Annotated in this window: 10 protein-coding genes; 1 reads left to right on the top strand and 9 read right to left on the bottom strand. The window is 52.9% G+C overall.

Translation table 11 applies throughout. The features are described from left to right. The 9 genes from JNN07_28065 to wcaF all read right to left on the bottom strand — a co-directional run. Positions 1-375: class I SAM-dependent methyltransferase (locus JNN07_28065; GenBank protein MBL9171619.1), on the bottom strand; the 375-nt coding region annotated here is incomplete at its 3' end. 218 nt (positions 376-593) lie between these two features. Beyond that, positions 594-1733, bottom strand: a complete 1140-nt coding sequence (locus tag JNN07_28060; protein ID MBL9171618.1) for a glycosyltransferase — start codon at positions 1731-1733, stop codon at positions 594-596. A gap of 20 nt (positions 1734-1753) precedes the next feature. Beyond that, positions 1754-2692, bottom strand: a complete 939-nt coding sequence (locus JNN07_28055) for a polysaccharide deacetylase family protein (GenBank protein ID MBL9171617.1) — start codon at positions 2690-2692, stop codon at positions 1754-1756. A gap of 35 nt (positions 2693-2727) precedes the next feature. Then, positions 2728-3426 carry a class I SAM-dependent methyltransferase gene (locus tag JNN07_28050; GenBank protein MBL9171616.1) on the bottom strand — a complete coding sequence of 233 codons (699 nt, stop codon included), beginning with the start codon at positions 3424-3426 and terminating at the stop codon, positions 2728-2730. 174 nt (positions 3427-3600) lie between these two features. Beyond that, positions 3601-4377, bottom strand: a complete 777-nt coding sequence (locus tag JNN07_28045; protein MBL9171615.1) for a glycosyltransferase family 4 protein — start codon at positions 4375-4377, stop codon at positions 3601-3603. Positions 4378-4784: 407 nt separating this feature from the next. Continuing rightward, entirely contained in the window at positions 4785-5477 is a 693-nt protein-coding gene (locus JNN07_28040; GenBank protein ID MBL9171614.1) for a class I SAM-dependent methyltransferase, read from the bottom strand. Between the two features lie 523 nt (positions 5478-6000). Further along, positions 6001-7509: a hypothetical protein gene (locus JNN07_28035; protein MBL9171613.1), complete on the bottom strand. Its 1509-nt coding sequence runs from the start codon at positions 7507-7509 to the stop codon at positions 6001-6003. Beyond that, positions 7506-8819: a lipopolysaccharide biosynthesis protein gene (locus JNN07_28030; GenBank protein MBL9171612.1), complete on the bottom strand. Its 1314-nt coding sequence runs from the start codon at positions 8817-8819 to the stop codon at positions 7506-7508. The genes JNN07_28035 and JNN07_28030 overlap by 4 nt, the downstream gene beginning before the upstream one ends. Positions 8820-9177: 358 nt before the next feature. Continuing rightward, positions 9178-9747, bottom strand: coding sequence for a colanic acid biosynthesis acetyltransferase WcaF (gene wcaF / locus JNN07_28025; protein ID MBL9171611.1), 570 nt, complete (start codon positions 9745-9747; stop codon positions 9178-9180). Between the two features lie 1147 nt (positions 9748-10894). Between wcaF and JNN07_28020 the strand changes: the two genes are divergently transcribed. Further along, complete coding sequence (locus JNN07_28020) at positions 10895-11746, top strand: hypothetical protein (protein ID MBL9171610.1); 852 nt, start codon at positions 10895-10897, stop codon at positions 11744-11746. The last annotated feature ends 303 nt before the right edge of the window (positions 11747-12049 follow it).

Here is a 12049-nt window from a genome sequence, read left to right as displayed (position 1 = left end):
ACATCCAGGTTTCAGCACCCTGTATATCTCAGCGAGGAAAAAAGTAGGTCGTTCCACGTGCTCAAGGACGAAATCACTGAACACGAGATCAAAACTTTCGTCGTCAAACGGTAGACGGTCGTTGTGGATAACCGCGGCATCATCTAATTCGTCGTTGGTCAGCACCACAGGGTCGATATCAGCTCCAATCACTTTAGCCACCTCCCCCTTGATGACGCAAACAGGATTGTTCGTGGCCGGTCCAGCGCCAAGGTTTAACACACGCGCTTCGGCACGCGCGTGGTGCCGGATCATGCGAAAGAAGATCTGAGTTCCGTCGTAAGGCGAACTACCCGGGTGCCCATAGAATCTCGCGAAGAGTTTCTGTGATATCATAGTCGAAATGTTAAGTGGAACAGGTCAAGTTCGATACAAGAATATGCAGTCCTCATGGGCCGCAGCACCTTTCAATTGGTTTACATACCGTGCCCGCTGAATGGAAGATGAGCCACAGATGAAGCGTTCGGCTCGATCAGAGCTGCTCGAGAGTGACTTCGGGATCTCTCTACAACTCGTCACTACACGCCCTGCAGCAGCGCGCAGGATTGATTTCACTAAACCCTAACTCCACCCTGTGGTTGCGTTAAACTAATGGCTTCCCGAATCAAGGACTCATAACGCGGAACAACCACCTCCAGCGCATGACGCGCAGCCACCTCCCGGCCTTTGGCTCGAAGTTGGGCTCGAAGCTCCGGCAGCTGTAATAGACGCCCTATTTGCCGTCGCAGTTCATGGACATCCCCTACAGGAAAAGTGAGAGCGGCACCCTCTCGTCCAAGTTCGGAAGCATCCGCAGAGCAGAGGCTAGTAATCACAGGGACACCCAAACCCATCGCCTCAAGCACAGCATTCGAATACCCCTCATACTCCGAGCAAAGAGTGAAAATCGATGCTCGTGCGATAACCGGATAAGGGTTCTTCAACCAACCATGGAAAGTTACTCGATCACAAAGACCCAGGCTGCGGGATAACTCCCTCAAGCTCACATTCTCCCTACCATCGCCAATAATGTCCACCTTCCACCTAAGCCCCTGCTGTAGACCAGAGACCGCATTGAGCAAAGTATCAATGCGTTTCAGCTTATCCTGCCGCGCGGCAATACAAATCGAAGGATCGATGTGCTCTGTGTTTTGAGCCTCGCTCGGCGCGCTGAGCGCCAGAATCGTCCGCATGTCTAGGAGATTCCAAACGCGCCTAGCTCGTCCTTTGTCAACACGATAATGGGTGACTGACTCGTTAAGTCCGTCGGATGAATTCGCGGCAAATAGTTCAGCGCGCGAGTAGACATGCCGCTTCATGGCAGAAAGGATATAGGAACGGAATGGATTCGCAGTATCTAACTCTTCTTGATAGGGACGCGTGATTTCATTCAATACTAAAGCCGGACGTTTGTGGAGACCTCTCATAGCGCTCCAGGCAACCAGATTCGGATAGACCCCGAATGAAACTACCACGTCTGGATCACTCCGCTGGAGATACCTCCTAAGCCGTAACACCATACTGGGGTAGCTGAAGAATCCCTTCCAGCACAAATCGAGGACCGGGGTCTCCGGTTGATCTAGCCTCCTTCCGTCGGCCTTGAACAGGGCTAAGGATACATTGCCCCCAAACAGATTTTCGGACAGGAGTCGAAAACGGTTCTCGGCACCGCCTCCTGATAGAGATGATCCTACCAACAGAACGGAAGGCGACATGTCACTTTGTTCGATCGCTTTCAGAGGGCGACATTGCTAACTCGGCATGCGAATGAGCCGATATGTTCGTCGAACGGAATCTCGATCCGGCGCAGAGCGTACGGGACAACCTCCCCTAGGTCGTTAATCCCGCGATCTTGCGTCAAAGCAAACCGATAGCCGCTCTCGCGAGCAAGTGCGGCTACTTGAGCATTCCAGTTCCCGTTTGGGTAGGCCAAGCCGCTACACGGCAGGCCCGTCTCGGCTTCTATACGACTCTTTGACAAGCTAAGCTCTGTCCTAACAGCTGCCGTGCCCAATTTGTCGAGCCAACTATGCAGACAAGTATGACTACCGAACGCGACCCCAACATCCCGCATCTCTTTCACTTGCTGCCAGGACAAAGGCCCAATCGGCTTATAGATGGCGGGCTGAAGGGCCGACTCAATCTTCACGAGGGTGTCTTCTCGAGCATCAGGTGAAAGAATACTAAGTTTTCGCTTCAATGCGATTGAGGCTTTCGAAGCATCCGTTGTGTCATCTAGCAATGTCTGCATGAGAGCAGCCAATCCGCTAATCCCTGCAGCTCGCACCAGTGCGTCGACCCGGGTAGGCCACGGCAGGCAGCCGCTATCCAGGTAGTTAGTTGCCAGGAACACCGTGACAGGTATGTTCCGGTCACGAGCCAGCCCGTAAAGAACTTCGTAATTGTCGGAATAGCCATCGTCGACAGTGATAGCGACCATGGGACGTCGATCATCTAACCTTTCATCCGTTTTGCAGCGCGACAAGGCCTCTTCCAAGCTGACTATCCGATAGTGACGTTCAAGGTGGTCTATCTGTCGCTTGAATCGTGCTATGGGCATTCGATTTAAATAAGGAAACTCTTCTGCCGCTCCGAAGCTGTGGTAGGTAAGAATTCGGAGCCCTGATCGCATCCACAGCCGACCGATGACAGGCAGACCTACCCAATTGGTCATCGCATACACCCCTTCCTTAACTGCAGATCGAAGTCTCACTTCTCAGCCTCCGACGCTTCCATTCTCCGGGTGCGGGTTTCATTCGGCTGACTGTCGAACGGTTTAACCCAAATCGCGGTATCAGATATGCCATCTGTAGTCCAAATACAGCGCCACTCGGCGACAGACATCATGAAAAGCCTCCAAACATTACTAGCAGGTCCATCATCAAGTGACCTGGCGTTGGGACTGCTAGAAGGCAACACTCGAGGCAAGTAGCGCTCAACGTTGTCGATGATCAGCAACCCACCTTCTCGTAATCGAGACAGCGCTAGTATGGCGCAGTGATCCCGCACTGCCCCGTCGACGATACAAAAATCGAGACTTCCTGGCGGAATGAGATCGGCTGCTCGGACATATGGCGAACTCCCAGCCGCGGTGTCATGATCGGCGATCGTTGCAAGGATGAGGTCTACACGTTGAGACAAGCCTGCGGAACACAAGGAAGTCTTTACCGACTCTCCCCAACACGGATCCTCCTCAATGGTTGTTAGATGGGCGACATTCCCCGCAAGCCAAACGGTACTGCGTCCACTCCCCCACTCTAGTCCACGGTCGGTGGGCTTCAGCCAAGATAGAAGAATAGCATTGGCCGATCTTGTAAGCCAAGGAACGGTTGGGTTGCTCCATTGGTAAGCCATAACGGCCAAGCGATTAATGATATAGCGCGGTGTGATATGGCGAATTGCTCGCATGTTCCAAGTTTCCTTTCTCCCCGGGAATGGCAATTAAACTCTATGCCTATTCGAAACCGTCTTGCGACAGAGGTCAGGGCCACCTGACTTGGGCCATTCAGCCGAGGTTTTACCTTCGATGCCGAAGGAGGCACGGCGGTAAACTCAGGGGCTAAATAAGCACGGAGTTTTCGTCTAATCGAACCTATGCTTTTGAGCGGCGGTTCGCGAAGTGGGGTTTGTGGCAGTCTCTATGAAACTCCTCCGCAGGTCGTTAGAATGGTTTTCATATGAGAATTCGAGGGCACGATTCCTCGCTTCATCCCCGAATCGTCGGCGGAAGTCCCATGGAGCCCGCAAGTAGCTCAGCATACTCTCGGCGTGGTGGTTGGGCTCCAGTCCCTGCACAACCATCCCATTCACCCCATCATCCACAAGCCCACCAGCAGCACCTACAAGATGCGAAACCTGACAAGCTCTCCGACACAACATAGCCTCATTCACAGCACGTGACCACGTATCGTAGCGAGAAGGAAAAACAACCAGATCGGAAGCCAAATACCAGGGTACGGTTTTCTTGCTGCTAACAAAACCAGGGAAATGCCAGCTTCCTGGCCGTAGTTTCAAACCTGCCTGTGTCTTCAAATGTTCAGTCATGACACCATTTCCAGCCATAATCAACTTAAGATCCGGCATCGTCCGCTGGCCGATTGCGGCAATGTCCAGCATGATATCCGGCCCCTTAACCCAGCTATGCTGGGCAAGAAATAGGAGAACCGGGGAGGCCGCGCTCCACCCCAACCGCTGGCGGATCTGGCAAGCTTCGGCGATCTGCGATGGATCATCGGCGAGAGCCGAGAAGTGAGGAGTATCAACGGAATAAGGAACGAAAAAACTACGTCGAGCCGAAATTCCAGCCTCACTCAAAACCCGCTGATGATATGCACCACCGAAATGGTGGGCATCGAACATTCTCAAGACAAGAGGCCGGACCATCCTCCAGGCTCTGGAGAGGGCTGGAGTTCTCGGATCGCGGTATGGGCTAAGGAGGCCACGGTGCACCACGGGAATACGCCTCGATCGAGCACCAAATAGCAATGACAGGGCCCCTTTCGACGCATACCCGTACTGCAGAATAACGCTCGGCTGCCAAGCCCAAAGCGCCGTACCCAAGTCGTGATAACAGTCAAAATAGGAGTTCTGAAATCCCGCTCTGAGGCTTTCACCCCAATCGATAATTCCTTTATAATCAGAATCATATCGCGAGTTCGGACCAGTATCGCAATGAAAAACACAGAACTGCATACCTGAAAGACCTGCAGCAATGCGGTACATCGGGACTTCGAAGTGGGACAAGGTAGGCGTAACAATAGCGACCTTCACGATTTGGCGATGTTTCCTTTGTTGAGGTTGTGTGGCTGCTTTCTGATGCAGGCGAAATAATCGGAAGCAAGGTCATTACGCGGCAAGATGCGATCTAAGCCCGCGAAGAGGAAGTTACCACACAACCGGCCAAACGCCGCAATAGGCCGCAAAAACCAGAATCTCGCCAAGGAACCCATACAAAACAGATTCCAGTGCTGGCTCAGTTGAGTAAAGTAGCCTCCGAGGTGGTCAATAGCATGAACCTCGAGTCCGGCCTGCCTTGCGGCCCAACGGAGACCATGAGGCATTACACGCCAGTAGTCATGCGGGAGGTCATGCTGAGGATAAGTCATCGTCTCATAAACCAGCAAGCTACCGTCGGGAGCCAAGACTCGCTCCATCTCCCGAAAAGCCTTCACAAGATCAGGGATATCCCCAAGGACCTGCGAGAGGATGATCACGTTGATGGAAGCGGTTTCAAAGGGCAAACTTGTTGCGTCCGCGACTATCACCTCGTCGTCGACTTTATAACAGTCGACTCTAACATACCTATCGGCCTTAAGAAACAATGATCTAAAGGGGCTCGCTCCACAGCCCAAGTCAAGGATTGTTCCGCTCGCCGCTTCGGCATGCTGCCTTAAAAGGGGCAGTAGCCAGCGGGCTTGGGGCCAATTGCAACCAAATCCATATGAAAAGTTAGAGTTCATCCAGTATTGATTATGCGCCAGAAGCCCCACGGATCAATTCCGATCGAGAGACATCATTCTCACGCGTCGCGTAGGAGTGTTCGCTTAAAGCCCAGTTGAACTTGCGAACAAACCAGTCTCCAAGAGATGGCCGCAGAGTATAGTAGCAAGGTTCAGCGCTTCGCTGTGCGTGCATCGCCCTTTGCCGCGAGGCGCAGAAATCATAGTCTCAAAAGTGCAAGGATTGGAGAGGCATCGAACTCCCGGAGCCATCCAAACGAGAACCGTCACCTCCAAGCACCATGCGGGGAACTGAGGAATCGAACGTAGCGTGGACTCTGCGAGCAGAGCTCAAATCCGAACGGCCTTCCGCCGCATTCCTAATATACGAGTCTGTAGGTCTGAACACTCGGCGCTCCGCAAGCCGCTTCAGGGATCTTAATCACGTTGATCTTCAAAAATTCACATCCAGACAGAGGAGATCGTTCCAAGGCCGACAATGACTTATAGACGAAAAAAACTAAAGGTCTATATTATGGCCATTCTAGCGAAGTGTGGGGGCGTTTAACGTAGAGGACGTAGGACAACTTCGGTTCCTTGTGTGGACAAGGAACCTCAGCATCTGCAAAAAAATCCAGACTCTTGTCGCCGATGTGCCTATCGTCTGGAATGTCTCTCCCAGATCCAAAAGTCCCAAGACGGCGGAGCAAACCACCGCACGAATGATGAGGGATCTCGAGTCACCCCCCGCAACACTTAGAGAGCCTAACGCCATCATCGCGCCAATAAAGCCCATCCCAATAATGATCCCACCGAAATCCCAAGCCCAGAAGAAACTTCCAGGGAGCGTGATCGAGAGACCGCCATAGGACCAACCACAGAGCCGAGCGAAATCAGCAGAATCCGCAAAGTGGACCTTGTTCGGAATCATATCTCTGGGCAGAACTGCAAGCAACGGCACCATTAAGGAGGAGAACGCGTTTTCTCTAGGAGAAGTATTGCCCAAAGTATCGAGGACATGTGCGAATGAGGCTACATGAGCAAACCTGTCAAGCATGTCTGAAGTACCGTATTGGTTTTCGTCGGTTCCCAACCTTTTTCCATCGAGAAGAGTGTTGATGGCAGACCACATAGTTTGGACCTGAAAACTGAGAGCCTCCGTCACCGAAGTATGGCTTAAGGGGGGGTGGGCCCGCACTTCTTCTCGATAAGCCGTGACGATGTAGGACACAATGTAAACAGTCGCGAGTCCAATAAGGACGACTCGAAGTTCGCGCAAGAACCCAAGTCGTAATCCCGCCGCCGCTCTTCCCATAACCCAGGCAGAACCCAACGCTAAGGCTACAGCCTTGCTGCCAGCGCCAATAAAGATTATGGATTGAAGGGAAATCACTAGAACGAGTAGCCAGTGGTCTAGTCTCGCCAGTCTGGACCGCCCTCCGGAGGAGAAGTAGATAAAGACGTAGATGACGGAAAAACTATCTAGGAAGTGCGCGACTTGACCTAGGCTAGATCTATCGTGGCTTGCACTAGTTTCGATGAAAGTATACAGATTTCCTCGTCCGTAAATGACCTTCATGACTCCACCCACCAACGCGGTGAGTCCCATGCATCGACGCATCCTCTGCTGCGTGAGCAGATCTGAGATGGGGGATTGGACCCCAGGGCTATCCTTGAGGTAACTGCGCAACGCCCAGTAAACAAGGGAGCAGATAACCCAACCCCGATACATCCACAATGCCGCAAGGTCGAGAGAACTGTCTGACAGTGTATACCACCTTGGATCCTTGTACAGCGTGGGAACCAACACCGGCAAGCTCACCCCAAGGATCCAAACGATTCCTATTAGCACGATAGGATCATCCGCAACCAATCGGCTCGTAGTTAGCCAGATCGAAAGAAGCGGCAGAAGCACAAGGATGGCCAAACAGACGGCCGAAACCTCCCGCGACAACTCAAAACCTGCGGGCAACGCCGCGAGGAAAGTCCAAAACAAGGCAATGACTTCCACCTTCGTAGAAGGACTGGGTGTATGATCCAGCTGTTGTTTCATCGCGACAGGGAGCTCTTCACCCTCTGGACGTCATGTAGAACCATCTTGAACAAGCGCAAACCGGTCTCTGGTCGCAACCCCCACAGATCGGAACACTTAAGGTTGTAGCATTTAACCGCACTCGTTGCCATAACCGCAAGGGCAGCGGCTTGTGCCAAAACCAAAGCAACTGCGATCCCGGCTAGGCCCCCAAATGAACTCGCAAAAGGTCCCAAAGCTACAAAGCAGCCTAACCCAACCGCTTCGCTGACAACCCCAAAGCGCATACTTAGAGTTGCTCGCATCGCGCGGTCTATGACTTGTCGCACGCCTTTGAGGGTGTTCATAAAGAGAAGGATCATGGTCACAGGAACAGCAGCAGCAAAATCGCTACCAAAAACGAAAGGCACAACCCAAGGGCAGACGAGAGCCATCGATCCGTTTATGAGAACAAGGAGGAGCGAGGCATCCTGAGTGTGTCGACAAAGGATACGTGCTTGTTCCTCCTTCCGAGTAGCAGCGGTCATCTCGGGAAAGAGTAGGACCAGGAGACTCTGCAGCACTAGTCCACTTCCTAGGGCACCGATTGGAAGCGCGGATGCGTATAAGCCAGCGCTCGTATCTCCCATCGATAGCACGACAATAACCTTATCGGCCTCAGCCGAGGAGTACATGACAATGTTCATCGCGTGGAACCGACGGGCGGTTCCAAGCAAGCGCCGCATCTCAACTCCGTCCCAAATCGGCATTCGTGCACCGTCAAGGATAAATCCTAGAAGCACCGAACAGCCCAATGGTGCAATCATCGCGATCAACACCGTCTCTACTCGGATGCAGCGCAAGGCGAAAAGCACACCGAGGATGAGAGCAAAGAGGATAGGCTGACAAACTCTGTTGACATTCAGCGAACGAAATTCGCCGCGTCCTTGCAGGACCGACTTGTAGTGCATGTCGAGGATAGTTAGTGGCGTGAACGCTGCAGCGTAACACATCACCAGCCATAGATCTCCCAACCTGTCCAAGCCGACCAAGGATGGTAGCACAAGTAGGGAACAACAAGTGGCCCCGATGGCAGTAACAAGCTGCGCAGCGAGTGCAGTCGCGCACACTCGGTTGGTTTCATCTGGCTTCTCTTTCGAGCGAACAAGTGAAACGTGGTAAGTGACGGCTTCATTCAGGCTGAGACAGAAAATTGCAGCTAACAAAGCGGGCCAAATTGTCAACGCCACCACAGTTCCACGGCCCTCTGGGCCAAGGTATCTAGCCAGCAAAACGCTGGTAAACATCGAAAGGACAACATTGACTGCAGTGATGCCAAAAGTTCCAACCATAGCTTTACTACCTCACCCAAGAGCTAGACGCGGCCGCCCAAACGAAATTGAAAACCTCTTACCCTCCGACCTTTTGAACCCCGGCACGAGGGCTTGCGTCCAAGTGGAATTGTCTGGTCTGGAAATGCCTAACTCACGGCTTTGCAAAAGCTAGGCGCTAGGTGCCTAGTGGATGACAGAATCCTTGGGCTACCTATTTAGAACCGATGCACGCAGACCGAGATGGAACCAAAGGCGCTGAGGCCCCTAGACTGTTCTCGACCATCGACGGAGTCGCCAACTCCGCACAAGTTGCCTTCCAGAACGCGATCCTGCGAGTTGATGTGTGAGGTAGGCCTCCAGCATGTTTGAAGGGAGACTACATTGTCTGTCCCAACCGAGTATCGCTGAGCTTTCTCACGCCGGTAGCCACAGCGGGATTCCCCCTGTAAATCGTAAACGGATCCATATCCCTAGAGGCCACAGAGCCTACGGTCAGAACGGAGTGATCGCCAGCTGTCACCCCGGGGCAGACCACTGAGAAAGCACCAATCCAAACACCACTTTGAACCACAATTGGTTTAGCAGTCAGACTGAAATGCGGACACTTGTAGTCGTGATTACCAGTCAAAATCACTGCACCTTGTGATATGCAAACATTACTTCCTAAAGTAACCAAGACGAGATTGTCGATCCAGACATTCTCTCCGATCCAACAATCGCTCCCTATTTTCAGCAACCAGGGCGACTTAATGTTAACGCCAGGCTTAATCACCACTCCACCACCGACTTCCGCACCGAATGCACGAAGGAGGATCAGTTTTATGAATCCTATTGGAAATCTGGACGTGAAAAATATGGTTGCCACAAGATACCAAGCGACACGCCTCAGAAGAGACGCACCTGGATCAAATGATGAGTTGCGATACTTCCCTAGCTCGACCTTCAAGCTGGTTCGTATTGAGGGTTCTTGGTACAAGTAATGAGAGGGCTCTGTAACTCGGCGCAAACATTTCCTTCCAAGGGAAGGTGTTTCTCGAAAAACTTCGACCGAGAGACTACCAGGATCTATTACGGGGGATCAATTGACAGATACCTAAACCTCCCACTCTAGCCCGGAGGCCCTCGCCAAAGCCTTTAGCTGCGGGCTTTAAGAAAGGAATCAAAAGCTTAACCGAGGGTTCTCGAATCACCGACCCAATTACGATCTCCACTAGGAAAAGCTATGCGCAATGAAGTATTCGCACGGGGACGAGAGAAAAGATTTGAAATTGGTGTTCAATCAAGGTCGCCAACACCGCGGTCATTGTTCATTTCAATTCTTGCACTGCTTATCGGTGAGAAGCGATGGGCCGCCACCCCGACCAACTATTGCAGGGCAGGCTCGCTTATGCTGCGATCAATTCGGCTTTTTCCGTCCACGGACAATTCCCTGAGCGCAGCGCCCACGTTACTCAGAGTCTGGCACAAGGGTCACAGAGGGGAAGGAAACGACGTGCCCATTTGCCATTGCGGAGAAATGAGGCCCGCTACAATCGATCGGGAGGAGTGTAAATTTTGGGAAGCTGCCGCCAGTGACACTCGTACCGAGAGCCTTCCGAAACTAGACTGGCGGACCTGAACCAAAATCGGCGATCACTCCTGGAATCCAAGATCCAGGACCAGGTCGGTTCCTTCTCCCCACACCCCATCTCTCTCGTCTGGCGGGGATTGGGAACCTGAAGTTACAGCTCTGCGGTGAACTGCTACCTCGTTTCTACATTGAATGCCGAGACCAATACGCAGTTTAAGGAAGCCGCGCAAGTCCTTTCTCCACGATCGTCCTGAGTAGAGACAGCTGTGCCGTCACCGATAAAATCAGGGAAACCATGAGCAAAATGGCTTTTTTGTCCGCATCATGTGAAATCTCTACTCGCATCGTTCTAGGCCAAGAAGTTGGGTTTCAGGGACCCAATTGGTGCGATTGGTAGGCATTTTTTGCCGTTATTTGTCTTGTGATCCTTTGCCCAGAAATTTCCAAACATCTCCCTTGACGGAATGCCGTTCCCACGGCTGAATGGCCTCGTTACGGAGAGTTGGAACAAACCTTCAGAACTATGAAACCAACAACAAAACTCACTCGAGGGCTGCTCACGCAAGGATTGGCGGTCGTGACAATCGCTCTGATTTCTACCTCACAAGGATCGGCTACCACACCAGCTGTGTCCTTCAATAGCGCTTCCTTAGTACAGAAACTGAAAAGCGCGCCCAACGCTGAGCTTCCAGCCCAAACAGCCGCCTTGGTTGTGCAGGCCAAAGGAAGCACTCGCGATCAAGAAGCGGCTTTCATCGTCGGCTCGGCCGTGGAACTGAATCCGGCTGCCGCTCCGCTGATTGTCAGCTCCGTCTGCCGCCTCTCGCCTGATGTGGCTGCAGTGGTAGCCGAAGCAGCTGCCAAGAAGCAGCCGAAGCAGCTCGAGGCCATCGCCCGCGCGGCGACCTCGGCGGCTCCCGGACAGTCCCTGAAGGTTCTCGCCATTCTTTGCAAGAATCACTCGGCTGACTACGAAGTCATCGCTTCGGCGGTAGCCAAGAGCACCCCGGGCATGGATCGTTCCATTGTCACCGCGGTTGGCGAAGCGCTTCCCTCCCTCAAGCTGTTCATCACCCGCTCCGTCGAGACTCTTGCCAAACAGAAGGATTTCACGATCAGCGTTCCCGAGGTGTTCAGCCAGGTCACCGCGGACGTCGACAACACCGCCAAGGTGCTGAAGACCCAGCCTGACCAGATCCTGACCAAGGGAATCGCCCAAGCTCAATTCTCCTTGTTGCCGCCGCCTCCGCTGCCGCAGCCGCGCAAGCTCGTCGCGTTCACGCCGTTCGACGACAGCGTGCGTCCTGACCCGATCAAGTATTTCGACAGCGTCCCGGTCACCGGCGGACGCAATTACTCGGCTCCGGCCAACTAAGCCGTCAAGAACTCACTCTCGCTGAACTGAACCTCAGCGAACGAAAAGCCGATCGGAGAAATCCGATCGGCTTTTTAATTTTGGAGGAAGACCGAGGGCCTCACACAGAGGTGAAGAGGGATTGCACATTGTTCATTGCTCATTTCACATTGCACATTGAGGGTAAGCGTCACTCTGAGCGCCTCTAGCTGAGGGAGTCATAAACGTCATAGCATTCAGGTTATGACACATATGACCTCCACATCAGCCATGGACATCATCAAGACCGATTCGCGTGGGAGAGTGCGGACACCGGTACGACGC

Source organism: Verrucomicrobiales bacterium (assembly GCA_016793885.1).
Lineage (GTDB): Bacteria > Verrucomicrobiota > Verrucomicrobiia > Limisphaerales > UBA11320 > UBA11320.
This window is presented reverse-complemented; position numbering and strand designations above follow the sequence as displayed.

Bases quoted from the DNA above. Each gene is read 5' to 3' on its own strand.
- JNN07_28060 (MBL9171618.1), bottom strand. From the start codon at position 1,733: ATGTCGCCTTCCGTTCTGTTGGTAGGATCATCTCTATCAGGAGGCGGT.
- JNN07_28055 (MBL9171617.1), bottom strand. From the start codon at position 2,692: ATGACCAATTGGGTAGGTCTGCCTGTCATCGGTCGGCTGTGGATGCGA.
- JNN07_28050 (MBL9171616.1), bottom strand. From the start codon at position 3,426: ATGCGAGCAATTCGCCATATCACACCGCGCTATATCATTAATCGCTTG.
- JNN07_28045 (MBL9171615.1), bottom strand. From the start codon at position 4,377: ATGTTCGATGCCCACCATTTCGGTGGTGCATATCATCAGCGGGTTTTG.
- JNN07_28040 (MBL9171614.1), bottom strand. From the start codon at position 5,477: ATGAACTCTAACTTTTCATATGGATTTGGTTGCAATTGGCCCCAAGCC.
- JNN07_28035 (MBL9171613.1), bottom strand. From the start codon at position 7,509: ATGAAACAACAGCTGGATCATACACCCAGTCCTTCTACGAAGGTGGAA.
- JNN07_28030 (MBL9171612.1), bottom strand. From the start codon at position 8,819: ATGGTTGGAACTTTTGGCATCACTGCAGTCAATGTTGTCCTTTCGATG.
- JNN07_28020 (MBL9171610.1), top strand. From the start codon at position 10,895: ATGAAACCAACAACAAAACTCACTCGAGGGCTGCTCACGCAAGGATTG.